Origin of the sequence: Streptomyces silvae (assembly GCF_016745505.1) — a bacterium.
Taxonomy (GTDB): Bacteria; Actinomycetota; Actinomycetes; order Streptomycetales; family Streptomycetaceae; genus Streptomyces; species Streptomyces silvae.
The window spans coordinates 37696-60595 of sequence record NZ_JAERUC010000086.1 but is presented as its reverse complement, the minus strand read 5'-3'; the positions used below and the strand labels follow the sequence as shown (position 1 = coordinate 60595).

Sequence of the window (22900 nt, the reverse complement as noted above, 5' to 3'; positions counted from 1 at the left end):
GAACGGCTTGTGCATGTTTTCACGAGGGGTGGCATTCGGGATGGGCCGGACATCCGTGTGGCCCCGCCCACTCACTCCCAGCGGAAGAAGCGGGCCGCCGCGCCCAGCCCCAGGACCGCCCAGACGGCCAGGACCGCCGCGTCGCCCCACGGCATCGCCGCGCCGTGCTGGAGGACGTCCCTGAGTCCGTCTGAGAGCGCCGAGATCGGCAGCAGGCCCAGCACGGACTGCGCCGCGTCCGGGAACTTGTCCAGCGGCACGATGACGCCGCCGCCGACCAGCAGAAGCAGGAAGACCAGGTTGGCCGCGGCCAGCGTCGCCTCGGCCTTCAGCGTCCCCGCCATCAGCAGCCCCAGCCCGGAGAAGGCCACGGTGCCCAGCACCAGGAGCAGCAGCACGGCGAACGGGTTCCCCTCGGGCGACCAGCCCAGGGCGAAGGCGATCACCGTCAGCAGGACGATCTGCAGGACCTCCGTGACCAGCACCGAGAGGGTCTTCGCCGTCATCAGGCCCCAGCGGGGCAGGGGAGAGGCCCCCAGCCGCTTGAGCACCCCGTAGCGGCGCTCGAAGCCGGTCGCGATGGCCTGGCCCGTGAAGGCCGTCGACATCACCGCGAGGGCGAGGATGCCGGGCGCCAGGAAGTCGACCGGCTCACCCGCGCCGGTGTCGACGATGTCGACCGCGCTGAACAGCACGAGCAGCAGCGTGGGGATGACCACCGTGAGCAGCAGCTGCTCGCCGTTGCGCAGGAGCATCCGCGTCTCCAGGGCGGCCTGCGCGGCGATCATGCGGGGCAGCGGGGCGGCGCCGGGGCGCGGGGTGTACGTACCGGCGCTCATGCGCGCAGCTCCTTGCCGGTCAGTTCGAGGAAGACGTCCTCCAGGGTGTGCCGCTCCACCGCGATGCCGTCGGGCATCACGCCGTGCTGGGCGCACCAGGAGGTGACGGTCGCCAGCAGCTCCGGGTCGATCTGCCCGGTGATGCGGTAGGCGCCGGTGGTGAGCTCGGCCGCCTCGCTGCCGTCGGGCAGCGCCTTCAGCAGCGAGCCGAGGTCCAGGCCGGGGCGGCCGGTGAAGCGCAGGGTGTTCTCGGCGCCGCCGCGGCAGAGCTGCTCCGGGCTGCCCTGCGCCATGACCCGCCCCGCGTCGATGACGGCGACGTCGTCGGCGAGCTCCTCGGCCTCGTCCATGAAGTGGGTGGTGAGCACGACCGACACCCCGTCGGCGCGCAGCTCCCTGATCAGGTCCCAGGTCGAGCGGCGGGCCTGCGGGTCGAGGCCGGCCGTCGGCTCGTCCAGGAAGACCAGCTCGGGGCGGCCCACGACGGCCATCGCCAGCGCGAGGCGCTGCTGCTGGCCGCCGGAGAGCCGGCGGTAGGTGGTCCGGCCGCAGCTGCCGAGCCCGAGCCGTTCGACGAGCGCGCCGACGTCCAGGGGGTCGGCGTGGAGCTTCGCCATGTGGAGCAGCATCTCCTCGGCCCGCGCGCCGGAGTAGACGCCGCCGGACTGGAGCATCACGCCGATCCGGGGGCGGAGCGCCGCGGCGTCCGCGACCGGGTCGAGGCCGAGGACCCGTACGGTCCCGCCGTCCGGCCTGCGGTAGCCCTCACAGGTCTCGATCGTGGTGGTCTTGCCGGCGCCGTTGGGGCCCAGGACCGCGGTCACGGCGCCCGCCGCGACCTCCAGGTCGAGGCCGTCGACCGCGGTCCTGGTGCCGTACCGCTTGACAAGGCCTCTGACCTGTACGACGGGCTCGCTGCTCATGGCGGGCAAGTCTAGGCTGGTGTGTGAGGGGTCCGGCGCGCCGGGTTCCCCGCTCTCCCGCGAACCCTTTTCCGCCGCCCGGCCGCCGGCCCGCCCGGAGGGCGCCCACCCGCGCCGGCCTGCTGTGATCGTCGTTTCCGCAGGTCAACTTAGGTCTGCCTAAGTGATGAAGGGCACCGTGCGCGGCCCTGAGGCGGGTTGTCACGCCCGAAGGAATTACGCAACAATGGCGTTGTGAAATACGTTGGCGAGGCTCCTCAGGAGGAACTCGCGACCGGGGAGCGCTCGACGCGCAACCGGGTCGCGCGCTCCATCCTGGACCACGGCCCGTCCACCGTCGCCGACCTGGCGAAGCGCGTCGGTCTCACCCAGGCCGCCGTGCGCCGTCACCTGGACGCACTCGTCTCCGACGATGTGGTCGAGGCCCGCGAACAGCGGGTGTACGGGGCGCGTACCCGTGGCCGTCCGGCCAAGGTGTTCGCCCTCACCGACTGCGGCCGGGACGCGTTCGACCAGTCCTACGACAAGCTCGCCGCCGACGCGCTGCGGTGGATCGCCGAAACGGCGGGGGACGAGGCGCTGGTCGCCTTCGCCCGCGCCCGGATGGCGGCCCAGTCCGAGAAGTACCGCGCGGTGATCGAGGCCGCCGACCCCGAGGCGCGCACCGAGGCCCTCGCCAAGGCCTTGTCGGCCGACGGGTACGCTGCTACGGCGCGCAGCGCGCCGGGCCGTCAGCAGGGTGAGCAGCTCTGCCAGCACCACTGCCCGGTCGCGCACGTAGCCGAGCAGTTCCCGCAGCTGTGCGAGGCGGAGACGGAATTCTTCTCCAGCCTGCTCGGGACCCATGTGCAGCGTCTCGCCACCCTCGCCCACGGCGACGGTGTGTGCACGACGTTCGTTCCGCGCAGCAGCCCCACGGCACCACAGGCTTCACAGACAGCACAGAACACCCATTCAGCATCTGCAAGTACGGCCGGGAGGAACCCCGCATGACGCTCCCTACGGAGACTGCCCACCCTGAGCTCGAGGGTCTGGGTACGTACGAATTCGGCTGGGCCGACTCCGACGCGGCAGGCGCGGCGGCGAAGCGCGGCCTGTCCGAAGCTGTCGTCCGCGACATCTCGGAGAAGAAGAACGAACCGGAGTGGATGCTGAAGCTCCGGCTCAAGGGCCTGAAGCTGTTCGGCAAGAAGCCCATGCCGAACTGGGGCTCCGACCTGTCGGGCATCGACTTCGACAACATCAAGTACTTCGTGCGGTCCACGGAGAAGCAGGCGGAGTCCTGGGAGGACCTGCCCGAGGACATCAAGAACACGTACGACAAGCTCGGCATCCCGGAGGCGGAGAAGCAGCGCCTGGTCGCCGGTGTCGCCGCGCAGTACGAGTCCGAGGTGGTCTACCACCAGATCAACGAGGAGCTCGAGTCGCAGGGTGTCATCTTCATGGACACCGACACCGCGCTCAAGGAGCACCCGGAGCTCTTCAAGGAGTACTTCGGCACCGTCATCCCCGTCGGTGACAACAAGTTCGCCTCGCTGAACTCCGCCGTGTGGTCCGGTGGCTCCTTCATCTACGTGCCGAAGGGCGTGCACGTCGAGATCCCGCTCCAGGCCTACTTCCGTATCAACACGGAGAACATGGGCCAGTTCGAGCGGACGCTGATCATCGTCGACGAGGACGCCTACGTCCACTACGTCGAGGGCTGCACCGCGCCGATCTACTCCTCGGACTCGCTGCACTCCGCGGTCGTGGAGATCATCGTGAAGAAGGGCGGCCGCTGCCGCTACACGACCATCCAGAACTGGTCGAACAACGTCTACAACCTGGTCACCAAGCGCGCCGTGGCGTACGAGGGCGCGACCATGGAGTGGGTCGACGGCAACATCGGCTCCAAGGTCACCATGAAGTACCCGGCCGTCTACCTGATGGGCGAGCACGCCAAGGGCGAGACCCTGTCCATCGCCTTCGCGGGCGAGGGCCAGCACCAGGACGCCGGCGCCAAGATGGTCCACATGGCTCCGAACACCTCCTCCAACATCGTCTCCAAGTCGGTGGCGCGAGGCGGTGGCCGCACCTCCTACCGCGGTCTCATCGAGATCGGTGAGGGTGCGCCGGGCGCCAAGTCCAACGTGCTGTGCGACGCGCTGCTCGTGGACACCATCTCCCGCTCCGACACCTACCCGTACGTCGACGTCCGCGAGGACGACGTGTCGATGGGTCACGAGGCGACCGTCTCCAAGGTCTCCGAGGACCAGCTCTTCTACCTGATGAGCCGCGGCATGACCGAGTTCGAGGCCATGGCGATGATCGTGCGCGGCTTCGTCGAGCCGATCGCCAAGGAGCTCCCCATGGAGTACGCCCTGGAGCTCAACCGGCTGATCGAGCTGCAGATGGAGGGTTCGGTCGGCTAGTACGCCCGCCGACCGCGTCCCGAAGAGATCTTGACTGAGAAAGCGAGCACTACGACAGCCATGGCTGAGGCTCAGATTTCCCCGGTGGGCTCCACCACCGCCGGTTCCATCGCGGTGGCGGCCGAGTCCACCGTCGCCACGCGCATGAGCGCGCCCCCGTCCTTCGACGTCGCGGACTTCCCGGTCCCGCACGGCCGGGAGGAGGAATGGCGGTTCACCCCGCTGGAGCGGCTGCGCGGTCTGCACGACGGCACCGCGGTCGCCACCGGCGACGGGGTCAAGGTCGTCGTCGAGGCGCCCTCCGGCGTCACGGTCGAGACCGTCGGCCGCGACGACGCCCGCATCGGCAAGGCCGGCACCCCGGTGGACCGTGTCGCCGCTCAGGCGTACTCGTCCTTCCAGCACGCCTCGGTCGTCACGGTCGCCAAGGAGGCCGTGCTCAGCGAGCCGGTCCGGATCACCGTGCACGGCGAGGGCGGCGTGGCCTACGGCCACCAGGTCATCGAGCTGGGTGCCTTCGCCGAGGCCGTCGTCGTCATCGACCACACCGGTGACGCCGTGCTCGCGGCCAACGTCGACTACGTCCTGGGTGACGGCGCCAAGCTGACCGTCGTCTCCGTGCAGGACTGGGACGACACCGCCGTCCACGTCGGCCAGCACAACGCGCTGGTCGGCCGCGACGCCTCCTTCAAGTCGATCATCGTGACGTTCGGTGGGGACCTCGTCCGTCTCCACCCCCGCGTCGCGTACGCGGCCCCGGGCGGCGAGGCCGAGCTCTTCGGCCTGTACTTCACCGACAAGGGCCAGCACCAGGAGCACCGTCTCCTGGTCGACCACAACACCCCGCACTGCAAGTCCAACGCGGTGTACAAGGGTGCGCTCCAGGGCGACGGCGCCCACGCCGTCTGGATCGGAGACGTGCTCATCCAGGCCGCGGCCGAGGGCACCGACACCTACGAGATGAACCGCAACCTGGTTCTCACCGACGGTGCCCGTGTCGACTCCGTACCGAACCTGGAGATCGAGACCGGCGAGATCGTCGGTGCCGGCCACGCCTCGGCGACCGGCCGCTTCGACGACGAGCAGCTGTTCTACCTGCAGTCCCGCGGTATCCCGGCCGAGGAGGCCCGCCGGCTCGTCGTGCGCGGCTTCTTCGCCGAGCTGGTCCAGCAGATCGGTCTGCCGGACGTCGAAGCCCGGCTCCTCGACAAGATCGAGACCGAGCTGAAGGCGTCGGTCTGATGGCCTTCGTCAAAGCCTGTGCGCTGAGCGAGCTGGAGGACGACACCCCGAAGCGGGTGGAGCTCGACGGCACGCCGGTATCCGTCGTCCGTACCGAGGGGGAGGTGTTCGCGATCAACGACATCTGCTCGCACGCGAACGTCTCGCTCTCGGAGGGCGAGGTGGAGGACTGCTCGATCGAGTGCTGGCTGCACGGATCGAGCTTCGACCTCCGCACCGGCAAGCCGTCCGGTCTTCCCGCGACGCGCCCCGTCCCCGTATACCCCGTAAAGATCGAAGGGGACGATGTGCTCGTCTCCGTCACCCAGGAGTCCTGAGTCACCCATGGCAACGCTTGAAATCCGCGACCTGCACGTCTCCGTCGAGGCCGACAACGCCACGAAGGAGATCCTCAAGGGCGTCGACCTGACCGTGAAGCAGGGCGAGACCCACGCCATCATGGGCCCGAACGGGTCCGGCAAGTCCACCCTCGCGTACTCGCTCGCGGGTCACCCCAAGTACACGATCACGAGTGGCACGGTGACCCTGGACGGCGAGGACGTCCTGGAGATGTCCGTGGACGAGCGGGCCCGCGCCGGCCTGTTCCTCGCCATGCAGTACCCGGTCGAGATCCCCGGTGTCTCGGTCTCCAACTTCCTGCGCACCTCCGCCACCGCCGTCCGCGGTGAGGCCCCCAAGCTGCGGACGTGGGTGAAGGAGGTCAAGGAGACGATGGCCCAGCTCCAGATGGACCCGGCCTTCGCCGAGCGCAACGTCAACGAGGGCTTCTCCGGCGGTGAGAAGAAGCGCCACGAGATCCTCCAGCTGGAGCTCCTCAAGCCGAAGATCGCGATCCTCGACGAGACCGACTCCGGCCTGGACGTCGACGCGCTGAAGACCGTCTCCGAGGGTGTCAACCGCGTGCGCGAGACCGGCGAGGTCGGCACCCTGCTGATCACGCACTACACGCGCATCCTCAAGTACATCAAGCCCGACTACGTGCATGTCTTCGCCAACGGCCGCATCGCCGCCTCCGGCGGTGCCGAGCTGGCCGACCAGCTGGAGAACGAGGGCTACGAGGCCTACACGAAGGGTGGCGCTTCCGCGTGACTGACGCCCGACAGGGGCTCTCCGGCCTCCTCGACACCGAGGCGATCCGCAAGGACTTCCCGATCCTGGACCGCACGGTCCACGACGGCAAGAAGATCGTTTACCTGGACTCCGCGGCGACCTCGCAGAAGCCGCGCCAGGTCCTCGACGCGCTCAACGAGTACTACGAGCGGCACAACGCCAACGTCCACCGCGGTGTGTACACGATCGCCGAGGAGGCCACCGCGCTGTACGAGGGCGCTCGTGACAAGGTCGCGGCCTTCATCAACGCACCCAGCCGCAACGAGGTGATCTTCACCAAGAACGCCTCGGAGTCGCTGAACCTCGTCGCCAACATGCTCGGCTGGGCGGACGAGCCCTACCGGGTCGACAGCGACACCGAGATCGTCACCACGGAGATGGAGCACCACTCCAACATCGTGCCGTGGCAGCTGCTCTCGCAGCGCACCGGCGCGAAGCTGAAGTGGTTCGGCATCACGGACGACGGCCGTCTCGACCTGTCGAACATCGACGAGATCATCACGGAGAAGACGAAGATCGTCTCCTTCACGCTGGTCTCGAACATCATGGGCACGATCAACCCGGTCGAGAAGATCATCCGGCGTGCCCAGCAGGTCGGCGCGCTGGTCTGCATCGACGCCTCGCAGGCGGCCCCGCACATGGTGCTGGACGTGCAGGCGCTGCAGGCCGACTTCGTGGCCTTCACCGGCCACAAGATGGTCGGCCCGACGGGCATCGGCGTGCTGTGGGGACGGCAGGAGCTCCTCGAGGACCTGCCGCCGTTCCTCGGCGGCGGCGAGATGATCGAGACCGTGTCGATGCACTCCTCGACGTACGCCCCCGCGCCGCACAAGTTCGAGGCCGGTACGCCCCCGATCGCGCAGGCCGTCGGCCTCGGTGCGGCCGTGGACTACCTCTCCTCGATCGGCATGGAGAACATCCACCGCCATGAGCAGGCCATCACCCAGTACGCGGTGCGGCGGCTCCTTGAGGTCCCCGACCTCAGGATCATCGGTCCGGCGACGGCCGAGGACCGCGGTGCGACGATCTCCTTCACGCTCGGAGACATCCACCCCCACGACGTGGGGCAGGTGCTCGACGAGCAGGGCATCGCCGTCCGGGTCGGTCACCACTGCGCACGGCCCGTCTGCCTGCGGTACGGAATTCCTGCGACGACGCGAGCGTCGTTCTATCTGTACTCCACGCCTGCCGAGGTCGACGCCCTGGTGGACGGCCTGGAGCACGTGCGGAACTTTTTCGGTTAGATGGCAGAGCGGCTGAGGGTTGACTGGTGAAGCTTGATTCCATGTACCAGGAAGTGATCCTGGACCACTACAAGCACCCCCACGGGCGTGGCCTGCGGGACGGCGACGCCGAGGTGCATCACGTCAACCCGACGTGCGGCGACGAGATCACGCTCCGCGTGAAGTACGACGGCGACACCATCGCCGACGTCAGTTACGAGGGTCAGGGCTGCTCCATCAGCCAGGCCAGCGCCTCCGTGCTCAACGAGCTACTGGTGGGCAAGCAGCTCGGCGAGGCGCAGAAGATCCAGGAGTCGTTCCTGGAACTGATGCAGTCCAAGGGTCAGCTGGAGCCGGACGAGGCGATGGAGGAGGTGCTGGAGGACGCGGTCGCGTTCGCCGGCGTCTCCAAGTATCCGGCCCGGGTCAAGTGCGCGCTGCTGAGCTGGATGGCGTGGAAGGACGCGACGGCGCAGGCGCTGTCCGAAGGGAAGACGGCATGAGCGACAACGAGACTCTCACCACCAAGCCGGCCTCCGAGGAGGAGGTCCGCGAGGCCCTGTACGACGTGGTCGACCCCGAGCTGGGGATCGACGTCGTCAACCTGGGCCTGATCTACGGCATCCACATCGACGACGCCAACATCGCCACCCTCGACATGACCCTGACGTCCGCGGCGTGCCCGCTGACCGATGTCATCGAGGACCAGGCGAAGTCCGCGACGGACGGCATCGTCAACGAGCTCCGGATCAACTGGGTCTGGATGCCGCCGTGGGGTCCCGACAAGATCACCGACGACGGTCGCGAGCAGCTTCGCGCGCTCGGCTTCAACGTCTGAGCCACGACGTCTGAGCCACGACGACGTCTGATTCGACGTCCGAGCCACGACGTCCTGGACGGCCCCCGGCGCAATGCCGGGGGCCGTCCTTCGTTTTTCCATGAGCGCGGGCCGGCTCGGTGTGCGCCGGCTCCGAGCGTGCGCCGGTTCTGTGTGTGCGCCGGGGTCAGCCCTCGGTGGCGAGGCGGTTGAGCCACTCCCGCAGCAGATGCCGCTCCCCGCTGCTGAGCAGCGTCTCCTCGGGCAGTACGGCGCGCAGGGCGCGCGCGGCGCCCGCGGGGCCCGCGTCCCGCACGGCCGGCTCCTGCTGGGTGACAGCGGTGACCATGGACTCCCGCAGGGTGGTGAACAGCGCCGGGTCGCGCCGGTCCTCGGGCAGGGAGAGCCAGGTGAGCACCGCGCCGCGCGCCGTGGCGTGGATGGTCTGGGCCGCGAGCTCCTCGTCGAGGCGCAGCCAGCCGCCGGCGGCCAGCCGGCCGACCCGGCCCATCAGGATCTCCATGCCGGTCCTGAACGCGGGTGAGTCCGACCTGGCCGGTTCGGCGTACATCAGGGTGAACAGGGCGGGGTTGGCCAGCCCGAACTCGACCGCGACATCCCAGCCGTTCCTCAGGTCCTCGATGGGGTCCTGGGGGTCGGGGTCGATGTGCTTGGTGGCGAGGAACGCGGTGAAGCCGTGCTCGGCGACCGCGTCGAGCAGCCCCTCCTTGTCGCCGAAGAGCCGGTAGATGGCCGGCGGCTGCAGCCCCGCCGCATCGGCGACCGCGCGGGTGGTGACCGCGTCGCGTCCCCCGCGCGTCAGCAGGCCGATGGCGGCGTCGACGACCCGCTGCCGGGTCTGCTCCCGGCCCGGGGGCGCCGTGTCGGGCTTGGTGGCGGTGGCGTCCCGGCCACGCGGAGGTGTTGGCATGCATCAACGATACCGCGTCGATGGTTCCAGTGTTAGTATCGGTGATAACGTAAGGTTGATTCCGTTGGAACCAAGCGCCGCCGCGTCATGGGGCGACGCATGAGGAGCGCATTATGATCATCGTTACCGGAGCCACCGGGCACCTGGGCCGCCAGGTCGTCGAGAGCCTGCTCGCGCGTGTGCCGGCGGACCAGGTCGGCGTCAGTGTCCGCGACCCGGAGAAGGTGCGGTCGCTCGCCGAGCGGGGTGTGCGGGTGCGGCAGGGCAGCTTCACCGACGCCGCCGGACTCGCCCATGCCTTCGAGGGTGCTTCCCAGGTGCTCATCGTCTCCGTCGACAAGATGGGCGACGAGTGCGTCGCGCAGCATCGCACCGCGATCGGGGCGGCCGTCGCGGCCGGTGCCCGTCGCATCCTCTACACCAGTCAGATGGGGGCCGGTGCGTCCTCGCACTTCCAGGCCTGCCGTGATCACGCGGCGACCGAGGAGGCGCTGCGTGCCTGCGGAGTGCCGTTCACCTCGCTGCGCAACGGCTTCTACGCCGCCAGCGCCGCGCACTTCCTCGGTCAGGCCGTGGAGTCGGGCCGCATCGTGCTCCCCGCGGACGGGCCGGTCGCCTGGACCGCACACGCCGACCTCGCGGACGCGGCCGCCGCCGTCCTGGCCGACGAGGGCTGCTTCGAGGGGCCCACGCCGCCGCTCACCGGCGGGGAGGCGCTGACCTTCGACGACATCGCCGGTATCGCCACCGAGCTCACGGGCCGCACTTTTACGAGGGTCACCGCGCCCGACGGCCGGTTCCTGGAGCAGGCGGTGGGCGGAGGTGTTCCCCGGGAGACCGCGGAGCAGCTGCTGGGCATCTTCACCGCGGCCCGGGCGGACGAGTTCGCCACCGTCGACCCGACGCTGGCCAAGCTGATAGGCCGTGAACCCGTCGCCCTGCGCACGGTGTTGCGGGATCAGCTGTCGAACGGCTGAGCCTCGTCCCCCCGGCCACCGCCCGGCCGGGTCACCACTGCGGGGCGCCACCTCCGTACGGCGGAGGCATCGGGCCGCCCTGTGCGGGGAATCCGGCGGCCTCGGCCAGTGCCGGGCCCAGGTTCTCCGTCCGTATGCGCCGGTCGACGTAGAGCAGGCCGGTCACCAGCTGGGGGAAGGTCGTCGAGATGATCTGGCTCACGAGCTGCCCCAGCAGCGTCGCGACCATGTATCCGCTCATCGCGACGATCACCGCGGTGGGGCTCGGGTCCTCCTCCAGCGACGCCGTCCCGATCATGCCGGGGAACAGCCCGAGGACCGAGAAGGGGATCTGGATGACATAGCCGGCCGCGCCCGCGATCAGGGCGGCCAGCAGGGTGATGCCGAAGATCCGCCACCAGTCGCCGCGCACCAGCTCGGCGGAGCGGCGCAGCGCGGCGACGGGACCCCGGCCCTCGAAGACCACGGCCGCCGGTGCCAGGCAGACCTTTATCCAGATCCAGGCCGCCAGCGGGCCGGTCACCAGGGCTCCGAGGATGCCCAGCGTGACGGCGGTGGCGGCGGCACCGCCGCTGTCCATGGTGAGGACGCTGATGATCACCCCGATGAAGGCCGCCATCACCAGGAGTACGGGCACGGTGGCGACCAGGGCGGTGAGGATCAGGGCGCCGATCACGGGGGCGACATGCGCCCATGCCTTGCGCCACACCGCAGAGAAGGCGACGGGCCGGCCCAGGACCGCCTCCTGGAGGACGGCCGGGACCGCCGCGTACATCAGACCGGACACGATCGCCATCGTGACGATGCCCAGCAGTGCGAGGACGCCGCCCGCGACCACGAGCGGAACGATGTCGGTGGACGAGGCGCTCTCGTCGTAGTCGAGGGAGATCACATGGTCCAGATGGCCGGAGACCGCGGAGTAGGCGACGGCCACCGCCCCCGCCATCAGCAGCGCGGCTCCGCCGTACAGCGCCGCGGCCAGGCCGAACAGCTGCTTCCAGTACCTGCCCATCGTCGAGAACGCCCCGCCCAGCACGTCCCCGAGCTTCAGCGGGGCGAGCGGTATCACCCCCGGCTTCGGCGGCGGCACCCAGCCGCCCCATCCCGGGGGCCCGTAGGGACCCCCGCCGTACGCCGCGCCCCCGTAGGCGCCCCCGCCCCACCCTGCGTCCTGCGCCACCACTGCTCCGTCGCTCGTATCGTCCGCTTGTCATCCGGTCCTACCGGTGCGGACACCGTAGCGTCCCGAGGTGCCCGCGAATCCCTTCCCGGCTGGTCACGATATGGATGCGCGAAGTTGCGTACGCCCGTACACAACGTTGTGTACGCTCGTACGTATGGGATACGGATTGCTGGCCGCGGCCATAGCGGCGGAGGTGGCCGGGACCACGGCCATGAAGTACAGCGAGGGGTTCACCCGGCTGTGGCCCTCGCTCATCACCGTCGTCGGCTACGTGCTGGCGTTCGCCCTGCTCGCCCAGACCCTCAAGACGCTCTCCATCGGCACCGCCTATGCCATCTGGGCGGGGACGGGCACCGCCGCCGTCGCCGCCATCGGCATCCTCTGGATGGGCGAGTCCGCGAGCCTCGCCAAGCTGGCCGGCATCGTCCTGGTCATCGCGGGGGTCGTCGTCCTCAACCTCGGAGGAGCCCACTGATGGCCCGGCGGTACGACCCCGAGCGGCGCGAGCGCATCATCGACGCGGCGATTCGCGTCGTCGCCGACCGGGGAATCGGAGGGCTCAGCCACCGCACCGTGGCTGCCGAGGCCGACGTGCCGCTCGGCTCGACGACGTATCACTTCGCCTCGCTCGACGAGCTGCTGGTCGCCGCGCTGCGCCGGTGCAACGAGAGCTTCGCGCGGACGGTGCGGGAGAGCCCGTACTTCTCCGACCCCGAGGTGCCGTTGGCCGACGAGCTGACGCGGCTGCTGGGGGAGTGGTTCGCGGCGGGGCCCGGGCCGCTGGCGCTGGAGTACGAGCTGTACCTCGCGGCCCTGCGCCGGCCCGCGCTGCGGCCCGTCGCCGCCGAGTGGGCCGACGCCCTGGCCGTGCTCATCGCCGACCGCACCGACCGGGCCACCGCGCGGGCGCTCACGGCCCTGCTGGACGGGATCAGCCTCCAGGTGCTGCTCACCGGCGGCGACTTCGACCCGGAGTACACCAGGGAGATGCTGGCCAGGGTCGTGGAGGGGGCCGGCCGCTGAGCCCGGGCGGGTGGCCGGTCGTGGTGGTGGCGGTCGTGGTGGTGGCCGGTCAGGTGGTGTTCCGGCGGACGGCCGACAGTGCGGCCTGGACGCTCGCCTCGATGTCCGTGACGGGGTACAGCGCCTCGACGACCGTACGGTCCCGGTCCACCACCAGCGTCAGCCGCTTCAGCCGGCTGACGCCCGCCGCCCGGAACGTGGGCAGCCGCAGCGCCGCCGTCAGGGTCAGCCCCGCGTCGGAGAGCAGCGGGAAGCGCAGCCGCTCCTTGCCGGCGAACGCCTTCTGCTCGTCCGGGCGCTGGGTGGACACCCCGTGCACGGTCGCGCCCGCCTCCGTGAACTCCGCCAGCTGGTCGCGGTAGGTGCACGACTCCAGGGTGCAGCCCCGTGCCCCCGGGATCCCGGCCCATCCCGGCGGATAGGCGTCCTGGCGTGCGTACGCGCCGGGGAAGCAGTACAGGACGGTGTGCGGCGTGCCGGCGACGGGATCGCGCAACCGGCCGTCGTGGTCCGGCAGTTCCAGCTCCGGCAGCCGGGTGCCCACCAGGGCGTGCACCCGCGCCGCCTCCCTGGAGTCCTCCGTGGTCGTCGCCATCGTCTCCCCCTCTCCCAGCACCCAGGCGTCGCCCCAGTCCTGAAGTGCGATCAGCACCGGCAGCAGGGCGCGTCCGCGCGGGGTGAGCCGGTATTCGTGGCGGACCGGGCGGTCCTGATAGGGGTGCCGGGCCAGCACCCCCGCCTCCGTCAGCAGGCGCAGCCGCTCGGTGAGCACCTTGCGCGACACCCCCAGCTCCTGCTGGAGCGCGTCGAAGCGGTGCACCCCACGCGCGGTGTCCCGCACGATCAGCAGCGTCCACCAGTCGCCCACGACGTCGAGGGCCTGGGCGATCGCGCAGTCGGCGTCGGCCAGGCTGGTGCGCTGCGGCACGATGTCCGCCTCCCTACTCGGTTGACCTGCGGATACCAGGCTGCCATAGTCCGTTCCCAAAAGGAACTCACCCTGGGGGGAACGGGATGGGCATGTTGCGCGGCGTACCGAGAACGGTGCGCCTCCTGGCGTTCGGCGCCTTCCTCAACGCCGTCGTCAGCTTCACCTTCGTCTATCTCTTCGTCTACCTCACCGGCCCGCGCGGCCTCTCCGTCGCCCAGGCCGGCGTGATCAGCGGTATCGGCGGGATCGGCCTGGTCGCGGGGAACTACACCGGCGGCTGGTTCGGCGACCGCTACGGCCACCGCCGGGCGCTCCTGACCGGCGCCTGTGTGAGCGGTGCCGCGCTGATCACCCTCCCCGTACTGCCCCTGGCCGCCCTGTACGCGGTGCTGCCGCTCGCCCAGTACGCCTCGGGGGTCGTCCGGTCGGCCAACGCGGCCCTGGTCGCGGTCTCCGTCCCGGAGGGGGAGCGCCGCCAGAGCTTCGCCCTCACCCGGTTCGCCTCCAACGGCGGCTTCACCGTAGGGCCGCCGCTCGGCGCGATGATCGCCGCCGCGACCTCGTACGACTGGCTCTTCCTGGCGGACGGCCTGGGCACCCTGTTCTTCGCCGGCTACGCGGCCGCGATGCTGCCCTCGCGCGGCACCGCGCACACCCGGCCCGCGCACGATCCGGACGCGCCGGGCCTCTGGCGCGAACTCCGGGCCAGACCCGCGGTGCTGGTCCTGCTCGCCGCGATCGTCTGCGTCGACCTCGTCTACCGACAGCAGTACTCCACGCTGCCCGTCTTCCTCGCCGACCACGGCTACGGCACCCAGTTCTACGGCTGGCTGATCGCGGTCAACGGAGGCGTCATCCTCTGCCTCGAACTCCCCGTCACGCACGCGTTGCGCCGCCGGGCTCCCCTGACCGTCGTCGGGACCGGACTGCTCCTCGTGGGCCTCGGCTACGCGGTGCTGATCCCCGGCGCGGGCGCCCTGTTCGCCGTCTCCATGATGGTGGCGCTGACCTCGGGCGAGATCCTCTACAAGACCACGGCCACCGCCTACGTCGCCGACCAGGCCCCGGCCCACGCGCAGGGCCGCTTCCAGAGCCTGTACGCGGGCGCCTCCATCAGCGGCCAGGTCCTCGCCCCGCCCCTGGGCGGCGCGCTGTACACCGCCGCCCCGGCGCTGCTCTGGCCCCTGTCCGCGGCCCTCGCGTGCGGCGCGGGCGTGGCGGTGCTGGCCGCGCGGCGGCTGGGTGAACCCACCACGGGGCTGCGGGTGACAGGCGGTCCGGAAGGCGAGCGCCCCGTCCCTCCGGACAGACACGCCCGCCCCGTCCCCTCGGCCCCTCCGAAGGGACACGCTCAGCCTGCCCCTTCGGCCCCTCCGGGCGGACGCGCTCAGCCTGCCCCCTCCACCCCCCGGGGAGGACACGCTCCGGGGGGTGAGACCGGTTCGCCCGCGAAGGGGTCCGCCGGTTAGGTTCTGTTCATGACCGACACGACTTCCCAGGGTTCCGCCCGCACCACCGGCGCCGTCGCCGCCGGCCTCGCCACCATCGCCGGTGACGGCACCGTCCTCGACACCTGGTTCCCCGCCCCCGAGCTCTCCGCAGAGCCCGGCCCGGCCGGGACGCAGCGACTCAGCCCCGAGGAGGCGGTGAACCGCCTCGGCGAGGGCGCCGCCAAGGCCGTCGGTGTGGACGCGCGCCGCGGGGTGGAGATCGTCGCCGTGTCCACGGTCATCTCCTCACTGGACGACAAGCCGCTCGACGCGCACGACACCTACCTGCGCCTGCACCTGCTCTCGCACCGTCTCGTGCAGCCCCACGGGCAGAACCTCGACGGCATCTTCGGCTTCCTCGCCAACGTCGCCTGGACCTCGCTGGGCCCGGTCGCCGTCGACGACCTGGAGAAGGTCCGGCTCAACGCCCGCGCCGAGGGCCTGCACCTCCAGGTCACCTCGGTGGACAAGTTCCCCCGGATGACGGACTACGTCGCGCCCAAGGGGGTCCGTATCGCCGACGCCGACCGGGTGCGGCTCGGTGCGCATCTGGCCTCCGGCACCACCGTGATGCACGAGGGCTTCGTCAACTTCAACGCGGGCACCCTCGGCACCTCCATGGTCGAGGGCCGCATCTCGGCGGGCGTCGTCGTCGGCGACGGCTCCGACATCGGCGGCGGCGCGTCCACCATGGGCACCCTCTCCGGCGGCGGCAAGGAGCGCATCGTCATCGGGCAGCGCTGCCTGATCGGTGCCGAGGCCGGCATCGGGATCGCGCTCGGCGACGAGTGCGTCGTCGAGGCCGGGCTGTACGTCACGGCCGGCACCCGGGTCACGATGCCCGACGGCCAGGTCGTCAAGGCCCGTGAGCTCTCCGGCGCCTCGAACATCCTCTTCCGTCGCAACTCGGTGACCGGCGCCGTCGAGGCCCGCCCGAACAACGCCGTGTGGGACGGGCTCAACGACATCCTGCACAGCCACAACTAAGCAGTGACGGCGAGGAGTTCCTCGTAGACCCGGCGCAGCCCGTCGACCGCCTCGCGGCCGGCGGGCTGCAGCGGTTCGCGGACCGAGCCCGCGTCGAGCAGCGCCTTCGCCGTGACCGTGCCGGGCAGGCCGGAGGCCATCATCGCCTCCACCAGAGGGATGGTCAGCCCGTTGAGGCGGGCCGCCTCCGCGGTGTCGCCCGCGTCGAACGCGTCCAGCACGGCCCGCATCCGGCGCGGGGCCGCGTTGGCGACCGTACTGACGTAGCCGGCCCCGCCGAGGGCGTACAGCGGGAGGTTCAGCTCCTCGCACCCCGAGTAGTACGCCAGCGAGGTCCGCGCCATCACCTTGGTGGCCCCGAGCAGGTCGTACGAACAGTCCTTGACCGCCACGACGCGTGGATGTTCCGCCAGGCGCAGCAAGGTCGCCGGTTCGATCCTCGTGCCGGTGCGGCCCGGGATGTCGTACAGCATCAGCCCGATGCCCGTCGCCTCCGCCACCCGGAGGAAGTGCGCCTCCACCGCGGCCTGCGGGGGACGGCTGTAGTACGGGGTGACCACCAGCAGCCCGTCCGCGCCCGCAGCCTCGGCCTCCTGGGCCAGCCGGACCGTGTGCCGGGTGTCGGAACTGCCCACCCCGGCGACGAGCGGGACCGTGGATCCGACCGCCTCCCGCACGGCCCGCAGCAGCGCGGTCTTCTCCTCGTCCGTCGTCGTCGGCGACTCACCGGTGGTGCCGCTGAGCACCAGGCCGTCGCAGCCGTCGGCGACGAGACCGGCGGCATGACGGCGGGCGGCGTCCAGGTCCAGGTCACCGGAGGCGGTGAACGGAGTGATCATGGCGCAGAGGGTGCGGCCGAAGGGCCTGGCCGTGTGGGATGTCATCTCCGCAGTCTCGGCGTCCGGTGCACCCGGGTCCACTTAGTTCTGCTTGGGGTGTCGGGCAAGCGACGCTGAACTGTCGCGGGCCCGTTCTGGCATGATCGAACGTACAGGCGACGGACCGTTCCAGGGGTGGGGTACACGGCATGCGCGTACGGAGAGCGATCTCGGCAGCCGTGCTCACGGCGGCCGCGTTGACCCTGTCCGGCTGTGCCGGTTTCCTCGTCCCCGCCGGCGAGGGGGAGCCGGAGCCCACGACGAGCCCCGCCGCCACGACGCCGCCGGACGCCGCCGCGCCCGCCCCGGACGCCGACTCGGGGACGGATGGCCCCGCGACGGACGGGCCGGCCCCGCTCGCGCCCACCCCCGCGGCATCGGCCTCCGGCTGCCCCGCCTCCGGAGTGGTCGTGGAGATGGGGCCCGTCCAGACGGCGATGTTCCACCGCGCGGTCACCCTCACGCTCGTCAACTGCGGGAAGAAGCCCTACCGCGTCCACGGCTACCCCTCCGTCCGCGCGCTGGGGGAGGACGGGGAGCGCATCCCCGTACCCGTGAACGCGGGCGGGTCGATGTTCGGCAACGACGAGGGGCCGGAGGACGTCGAGCTGAAGCCCGGTGCGAGCGTCACCTCGACGCTGGCCTGGGTCTCCACCCAGGAGGGCGGTGACCTCATCGAGGGTGACGCCCTGGAGATCGCCGCCGCCCCCGACACGGGGGCGCGGGTCTTCCCGCTGGAGGGCCACGACATCCGCCTGATGGACGAGCTGAACACCACGGCCTGGCGGACCGCGCCGGCCGGATGAACGGGCTTGACCTCAAGCGCGCTTGACGTACGAGGGTGGTGATCGGCGGCGCACCACGGGGGTGCGTCAGGAGAGGATGGCCACGCCATGACGTCCGTACGGTTCAACTCCCGCCCCGACCTCACCCGTTCCGACGTGGGCATCGTCAAGATCAGCACCTGGGACACCGGTACGCCGGAACGGCAGCGCCGCGCGGTCGAAGCCGTCCGCGAGGCCTGGGGCAGCCGCGACTGGCCGCACCCCGGGCTCCTCTCCTACACCGTGCACACCGGGGACGACGGCAGGACGCTGCTCCACTACTCGCAGTGGACCTCGGAGGAGGCCTACCAGGAGTTCGTACGGAACGGACGCGACGCGCGCAACGACGAGATCGACGCGGCCGTTCCCGGCGTCGAGCGGCTCGGGCTGGACACCTTCGAGCTCTACCGCTCCGGAAGCCTGGGGAGCGGCGCCCGTGAGCCGGGCTGCGTCGTGACCGTCGACATCCGCTTCGACGGCCCGGACCCCGCCCGCCAACGCGCGTGGGTGGACGCGGTGTTCGAGGCGCTGGAGAGCGACCCGGCGCCGGCGCCCGGCGGTGTCTCGGCCCATCTGCACGCCAGTACGGACGGGACGCGGGTGGTCAACTACGCGGAGTGGGAGACCGCGCAGGCCCACATCGACGCACTCGACCCGGCCGACGGCCGGATCGGATCGCTGACTCCGCAGTGGCACCGGGTCCAGCACTACCCCGGTCTGAAGGGCAGTACCGTACGCCGCTGGACACCCGCGCTCAGCATCGGGGCGGAGCTGCGGTAGAACCGGGCGGCAAGGGACGAATTGCGTCTACGCTTGGGCGTCGGCCGAGGCCCCGCACGTACCGGGGCCGGCCCCCGCACACAGCCCGCGCACGCCCCGAGGAGAACCCCTGATGTCCGCAGAGCGCCCCTCCCTGCCGCCGGTGCGGCTGCACACCGAGGCCGAGCTGGCACGGGACGCGCTGGCCGCTCCGCTGCTCGCCCGCGCCGCCCGCCTCGCCCGCTGGGCGGGCCCCACGACCCGGGTCGGCGCCGGAGGCGAGCTCGTCGACGCGCAGCTGCCCGCGGCCGCCGCGCACCTGGGGCTCGCCGACGACGAGGACGGCGCCGCGTACGCCAGCGAGGCGTGGCGCCTCGCCGTCGACACCGGGCTCGTCGACGTCGAGGACCCGCAGGACGAGGAGGAGGCGCAGGCGGAGGGCGCGGACGGTGAGGCGGAGGGCACCGTCACCGCCGGTGAGAACCTGGCCCTGCTGACCTCCGGATCCCCGCAGGACGTCCTCGCGATCTGGCTCGACGGGCTGGAGGCCGTGCACGCGGACGCCACAGCCCCGGCCTTCGACGACTTCGCCGACCTCATCGGTGAGGACGGCAGCGTCGACTTCGACGCCCTGGACTGGGACCCGGAGCAGGAGGCCGAGTTCCTCGACGGGGTGCTCGGCAACCTCTACCTGCTGACCCTCTCGGACGCCGGTCCGGGCGACGGGCCCGTGCCGCTGCCCGCCCTCGCCGCGTCCATGGTGGTGCCCGAGGACATGGGGGAGCCCACCGACGACGTCCTGGAGCAGGTGTCCGAGGCCATGATGCGGCTGGACGACCAGTTCCGGGTCCTGGAACCCATCGGGATCGTCGAATACCGGCCGGTGGACGAGACGTTGCTGACCGAGGAGGGTGAGGAGGCGACTCCGCCCGCCGACGACGAGGACGTCACCCGCTACGGCATGGTGAGGCTGACCCCGCTCGGCCTCTACGGCATCCGGGAGCGGATGCTGGAGGCCGGCGTGGACGCGCCCGCCGTCGGCGACCTCGCCGACAAGGGCGCCGACGTCCTCCTCGACGGCATCGCGTACTACCCCGAGGAGGCCGCCCGCACCGAGGTCGGCCTGTGGCTCGGCCGGCGCGGGGCGGAAGGCGCGGAGACCGCCGCGGCGGAACTCCTGGGCGCGGCGCGCGGCGGCGACCGGCGGGCACCGCTGCGCAGGCTCCACTGTCAGCAGGCCCTCGCGCTGGTCGGCCCGGAGGCCGAGCCCGCCGTGCGCGCGGTGCTCGGCGACCCCGAGCTCGGCGGGCTGGCGCGGGTCTGGCTCGCGGAGCGCGGCGCGGCGGACGTGCCCGCGCCGCCGGAGTCGATGATCTTCTGGCTCGCCGTGGACACGATCGCCGCCCAACTGGACGCGGACGGCGAGATGGAGGAGCTCCAGGAGCTGGTCGAGGGGCTCTCCGGCCAGCACAGCGGCTTCTTCGACGAGGCCTGGCGGGTGGACCACCCCGCCACCGCCGAGGTCCTGGAGGCGATGGGCCGCCTCCACAGCGACAAGGGTGCCGCGAAGGCCGCCCGTAAGGCCGCCTACAAGGCACGGTCGCGGCAGAAGGACTGAATCGGGCTCGAGGGGCGCCAGGGACGCCAGGGACGCCAGGGACCCGAAGGGGAGAGGGCCGAGGCGCGGGGGAGTGCGCGGTCGCGGCGGAGACGTTGCCGTGACCGCGCGCTCCCCGGGTCCGCGCTCCGGTGATGTTCCTGGATTTCGCCGTCCGTTCACCGGGCCGCCCAGCGGTCATGGTTCACGGCTGCGAGCATCCGGTTCCTCAGTGGACCGAACCGGAGGAACGATGCTCCCGAAGAGAACCTGTGCCGCACTCGCGGTCCTGGCCGTGACCGCGGGCACCCTTGCCGGCGCAGGTGCGGCGTCCGCGGGCCAGCCGCACGGCGGGGACCGCGGACGGAACGCGGTGGCGTTCGAACGCACCGCCACCTACCCGGTCTTCCAGAACCGCCCGGCCGGCGAGGACGCCTCCGCGCAGACCGTCGCCGAGATCTCCGCGACCAGCGAGGACGGCCGCACCCTCGTGTACACGGACGCCGCCGCCCGGCGCATCGGCTTCCTCGACATCGGCGACACCGGCCGGCCCCGGGGGCTCGGCACGCTCTCCCTGGCCGCGCTCGGGGACGCCGAGGACGAACCGACCTCGGTGTCGGTCGTCGGCCAGTACGTCCTGGTCGTCGTGAACACCAGCGCGAGCTACACCCGGCCGTCCGGCCGCCTCGACGTCATCTCGCTGCGCACCCGGCAGCGGGTGGCCAGCCACGACCTCGGCGGCCAGCCCGACTCGATCGCGATCAGCAAGGACCAGCGGTACGCCGCCATCGCCATCGAGAACGAGCGTGACGAGGAGGCCACCCCGGCGGGCGGCGAGGAGGGTGACCTCCCGCAGGCACCCGCCGGGTTCGTGCAGATCGTCGACATCAAGGGCTCCTCACCCGCCCGGTGGACCACCCGCGCCGTGCCACTGACCGCGCCCGACGGCTCCGCGCTGCCCGCACTGGTGGCCGCCGGGATCACCGAGCCCACCGACCCCGAGCCGGAGTACGTCTCCGTCAACGGCCGCGGCCAGCTCGCCGTCACCCTCCAGGAGAACAACGGCGTCGTCATGATCGACCTCGCGTCGGGGCGCCTCACCAAGGCGTTCACCGCCGGCACGGCCGACATCGAGGGCATCGACACCGCCGACGACGGCGTCATCGACCAGACCGGCTCCCTCACCGGCGTACCGCGCGAACCGGACGCACTCGGCTGGATCGACGACCGCTACCTGGCCACGGCCAACGAGGGGGACTGGAAGGGCGGCACCCGTGGCTGGACCGTCTTCGACAGCCGCACCGGAAAGGCCGTCTGGGACGCCGGCAACAGCTTCGAGCGCCTGGCTGCCCGCCACGGCCTGCTCGACGACAGCCGCTCGGAGAAGAAGGGCACCGAGCCCGAAGGGCTGGCGATCGGCACGTACGACGGGGTGCGCTACGCCTTCGTCGGCTCGGAGCGCTCCAACTTCGTCGCCGTCTACGACATCAGCAAGCCGACCCGTCCGGTCTTCCGGCAGGTCCTGCCGACCACCAACGGCCCCGAGGGGCTGCTGCCGATCCCCTCACGCGGGCTGCTCGCCGTCTCCAGCGAGGAGGACGACGCCGACGCCGGTGTACGCGCCTCGGTGAGCCTGTTCCGCCTGGGCAGGGGCACGGCCTCGTACCCCTCGCTCGTCTCGGCCTCCGACTCCTCGGGCACCGGCGCCCCCATCGGGTGGGGCGCGCTCGGCGCCCTGTCGGCCGTGCCGGGCCGCGCCGACGAGCTGTACACCGTCACGGACGCCGCGTACGCCACCACCCGCATCCTCACCGTCCGCACGGACCGGAAGCCCGCCGTCATCACGCGCGAGCTGACCGTCAAGGACGCCGCGGGCAAGCCCGTCGGGTACGACGCCGAGGGCATCCACGCCCGACCCCAGGGCGGCTTCTGGCTGGCCGTCGAGGGCAAGACCGGGGCGGGCAACCAGCTGGTGCGCCTGGACCGCGACGGCGTCACCCAGCAGGTCGTCGCGCTCCCCTCCGAGATCGCCGCGGGCCTCGGCTCACAGGGCTTCGAGGGCGTCACCGCCACCACGGGCCGCGACGGCCGCGAGATCGTCTGGGCGGCGCTCCAGCGCGAGGCCGGCACCGACCCGGCCGGTGTGGTCCGGCTCGGCCGGTACGACGTCCGGGCGGGCACCTGGAGCTGGTACGGCTACCGGCTCGGCACCACCACCACGCCCGGCGACTGGCTCGGCCTGTCCGAGATCACCGTCGTCGGTGACCGGCTCGCCGTCATCGAACGCGACAAGCTGAACGGCCCGGCGGCCGGGGTCAAGCGGATCTACACGGTGGACCTGCCCACGAGCGCCGCCCCGAAGGGCGCGCTCACCGTCCTGCCGAAGACCCTCGCCCACGACGTGCTGCCCGACCTGCGGGCCACGAAGGGCTGGACGCAGGAGAAGCTGGAGGGACTCACGGTGGGCGGTGACGGCCATGTCTACGCCGTCACTGACAACGACGGCCTGGACGACTCCACGGGCGAGACGGTCTTCCTCGACCTCGGAACGACCCGCAAGGTCCTCGGCCGGGGCTGACCGGGCGTCACCCGGCGGTGCGGCCGCCTCCGGCGCCCTTGCGGCGGAGGCGGCAGGCACCACCCGTGAGCCACGGCCAGGGCGGCCTCCACGGTGTGTTCCGGCCACGGAACGGCCGGATCCGGACATGCTGTCGGGTGGATTTGTCTCAGGACGGGGAGCGGGTTGGGACACAGG

At 71.4% G+C, this 22900-nt stretch carries 23 protein-coding genes; 17 read left to right on the top strand and 6 right to left on the bottom strand.

All coding sequences use genetic code 11. From position 1 onward, the window contains the following. Window positions 1-71: 71 nt before the first annotated feature. Window positions 72-839 (bottom strand): ABC transporter permease, encoded by a 768-nt coding sequence (locus JKV81_RS12630; RefSeq protein WP_129262003.1) that lies wholly within the window; start codon window positions 837-839, stop codon window positions 72-74. Continuing rightward, the gene (locus JKV81_RS12625) at window positions 836-1762 is read right to left on the bottom strand and encodes an ABC transporter ATP-binding protein (RefSeq protein ID WP_202075909.1); all 927 of its coding nucleotides are present in this window, start codon (window positions 1760-1762) and stop codon (window positions 836-838) included. Before JKV81_RS12625 ends, JKV81_RS12630 begins: the two co-directional genes overlap by 4 nt. A 234-nt stretch (window positions 1763-1996) precedes the next feature. On the opposite strand from JKV81_RS12625, the gene JKV81_RS12620 reads away from it, so the two are divergent. Genes JKV81_RS12620 through JKV81_RS12585 form a run of 8 tightly spaced genes read left to right on the top strand, consistent with a single transcriptional unit; the run spans window position 1997 to window position 8586 of the window. Then, the gene (locus JKV81_RS12620) at window positions 1997-2755 is read left to right on the top strand and encodes a helix-turn-helix transcriptional regulator (protein WP_202075906.1); all 759 of its coding nucleotides are present in this window, start codon (window positions 1997-1999) and stop codon (window positions 2753-2755) included. After that, the gene (gene sufB / locus JKV81_RS12615; RefSeq protein WP_124277049.1) at window positions 2752-4173 is read left to right on the top strand and encodes a Fe-S cluster assembly protein SufB; all 1422 of its coding nucleotides are present in this window, start codon (window positions 2752-2754) and stop codon (window positions 4171-4173) included. Before JKV81_RS12620 ends, sufB begins: the two co-directional genes overlap by 4 nt. A gap of 60 nt (window positions 4174-4233) precedes the next feature. Continuing rightward, window positions 4234-5415 (top strand): Fe-S cluster assembly protein SufD, encoded by a 1182-nt coding sequence (gene sufD / locus JKV81_RS12610; RefSeq protein ID WP_129261997.1) that lies wholly within the window; start codon window positions 4234-4236, stop codon window positions 5413-5415. Further along, the gene (locus JKV81_RS12605; protein WP_018555702.1) at window positions 5415-5732 is read left to right on the top strand and encodes a bifunctional 3-phenylpropionate/cinnamic acid dioxygenase ferredoxin subunit; all 318 of its coding nucleotides are present in this window, start codon (window positions 5415-5417) and stop codon (window positions 5730-5732) included. The genes sufD and JKV81_RS12605 overlap by 1 nt, the downstream gene beginning before the upstream one ends. A 7-nt stretch (window positions 5733-5739) precedes the next feature. Further along, the gene (sufC, locus tag JKV81_RS12600) at window positions 5740-6504 is read left to right on the top strand and encodes a Fe-S cluster assembly ATPase SufC (RefSeq protein WP_099176101.1); all 765 of its coding nucleotides are present in this window, start codon (window positions 5740-5742) and stop codon (window positions 6502-6504) included. Beyond that, window positions 6501-7769: a cysteine desulfurase gene (locus JKV81_RS12595; RefSeq protein WP_099176100.1), complete on the top strand. Its 1269-nt coding sequence runs from the start codon at window positions 6501-6503 to the stop codon at window positions 7767-7769. Before sufC ends, JKV81_RS12595 begins: the two co-directional genes overlap by 4 nt. 26 nt (window positions 7770-7795) lie before the next feature. Continuing rightward, window positions 7796-8251, top strand: a complete 456-nt coding sequence (gene sufU / locus JKV81_RS12590) for a Fe-S cluster assembly sulfur transfer protein SufU (protein WP_099176099.1) — start codon at window positions 7796-7798, stop codon at window positions 8249-8251. Further along, a complete protein-coding gene (locus JKV81_RS12585; protein WP_093539690.1) occupies window positions 8248-8586 on the top strand; it encodes a metal-sulfur cluster assembly factor in 339 nt (112 codons plus the stop codon). Before sufU ends, JKV81_RS12585 begins: the two co-directional genes overlap by 4 nt. A gap of 166 nt (window positions 8587-8752) precedes the next feature. Here JKV81_RS12585 and JKV81_RS12580 read toward each other — a convergent pair whose 3' ends face one another. Next, window positions 8753-9496 (bottom strand): TetR/AcrR family transcriptional regulator, encoded by a 744-nt coding sequence (locus JKV81_RS12580; RefSeq protein ID WP_202075904.1) that lies wholly within the window; start codon window positions 9494-9496, stop codon window positions 8753-8755. A gap of 113 nt (window positions 9497-9609) precedes the next feature. Here JKV81_RS12580 and JKV81_RS12575 point away from each other — a divergent pair, with 113 nt between their 5' ends. After that, entirely contained in the window at window positions 9610-10473 is an 864-nt protein-coding gene (locus JKV81_RS12575) for an NmrA family NAD(P)-binding protein (RefSeq protein WP_202075901.1), read from the top strand. A gap of 31 nt (window positions 10474-10504) precedes the next feature. On the opposite strand, the gene JKV81_RS12570 is transcribed toward JKV81_RS12575, so the two are convergent. Then, on the bottom strand, window positions 10505-11653 hold the full coding sequence (locus JKV81_RS12570) for a DUF7847 domain-containing protein (RefSeq protein ID WP_202075900.1): 1149 nt from the start codon (window positions 11651-11653) through the stop codon (window positions 10505-10507). Window positions 11654-11810: 157 nt separating this feature from the next. Between JKV81_RS12570 and JKV81_RS12565 the strand changes: the two genes are divergently transcribed. After that, window positions 11811-12131 (top strand): DMT family transporter, encoded by a 321-nt coding sequence (locus JKV81_RS12565; protein WP_099176096.1) that lies wholly within the window; start codon window positions 11811-11813, stop codon window positions 12129-12131. After that, window positions 12131-12679, top strand: a complete 549-nt coding sequence (locus tag JKV81_RS12560; RefSeq protein WP_129261991.1) for a TetR/AcrR family transcriptional regulator — start codon at window positions 12131-12133, stop codon at window positions 12677-12679. The genes JKV81_RS12565 and JKV81_RS12560 overlap by 1 nt, the downstream gene beginning before the upstream one ends. Before the next feature lie 49 nt (window positions 12680-12728). Here the strand turns inward: JKV81_RS12560 and JKV81_RS12555 are convergent, their stop codons facing one another. Next, a complete protein-coding gene (locus JKV81_RS12555; protein WP_129261988.1) occupies window positions 12729-13607 on the bottom strand; it encodes a winged helix-turn-helix transcriptional regulator in 879 nt (292 codons plus the stop codon). Window positions 13608-13693: 86 nt separating this feature from the next. Between JKV81_RS12555 and JKV81_RS12550 the strand changes: the two genes are divergently transcribed. Both JKV81_RS12550 and dapD read left to right on the top strand, forming a co-directional pair. Continuing rightward, window positions 13694-15079, top strand: coding sequence for an MFS transporter (locus tag JKV81_RS12550; protein WP_202075899.1), 1386 nt, complete (start codon window positions 13694-13696; stop codon window positions 15077-15079). 9 nt (window positions 15080-15088) lie between these two features. Next, window positions 15089-16087: a 2,3,4,5-tetrahydropyridine-2,6-dicarboxylate N-succinyltransferase gene (dapD, locus tag JKV81_RS12545; RefSeq protein WP_124277056.1), complete on the top strand. Its 999-nt coding sequence runs from the start codon at window positions 15089-15091 to the stop codon at window positions 16085-16087. On the opposite strand, the gene dapA is transcribed toward dapD, so the two are convergent. Further along, entirely contained in the window at window positions 16084-16971 is an 888-nt protein-coding gene (dapA, locus tag JKV81_RS12540; RefSeq protein ID WP_202075898.1) for a 4-hydroxy-tetrahydrodipicolinate synthase, read from the bottom strand. The two genes, dapD and dapA, sit on opposite strands and share 4 nt — an antisense overlap. A 143-nt stretch (window positions 16972-17114) precedes the next feature. Here dapA and JKV81_RS12535 point away from each other — a divergent pair, with 143 nt between their 5' ends. From JKV81_RS12535 to JKV81_RS12520, 4 genes are all read left to right on the top strand, one after another. After that, complete coding sequence (locus tag JKV81_RS12535; RefSeq protein WP_202075897.1) at window positions 17115-17771, top strand: DUF4232 domain-containing protein; 657 nt, start codon at window positions 17115-17117, stop codon at window positions 17769-17771. A gap of 87 nt (window positions 17772-17858) precedes the next feature. After that, entirely contained in the window at window positions 17859-18569 is a 711-nt protein-coding gene (locus JKV81_RS12530; protein ID WP_129261978.1) for an antibiotic biosynthesis monooxygenase, read from the top strand. A gap of 112 nt (window positions 18570-18681) precedes the next feature. Beyond that, the gene (locus JKV81_RS12525; RefSeq protein ID WP_202075896.1) at window positions 18682-20166 is read left to right on the top strand and encodes a hypothetical protein; all 1485 of its coding nucleotides are present in this window, start codon (window positions 18682-18684) and stop codon (window positions 20164-20166) included. 232 nt (window positions 20167-20398) lie between these two features. Further along, the gene (locus tag JKV81_RS12520; RefSeq protein WP_202075895.1) at window positions 20399-22723 is read left to right on the top strand and encodes an esterase-like activity of phytase family protein; all 2325 of its coding nucleotides are present in this window, start codon (window positions 20399-20401) and stop codon (window positions 22721-22723) included. Window positions 22724-22900: the final 177 nt, after the last annotated feature.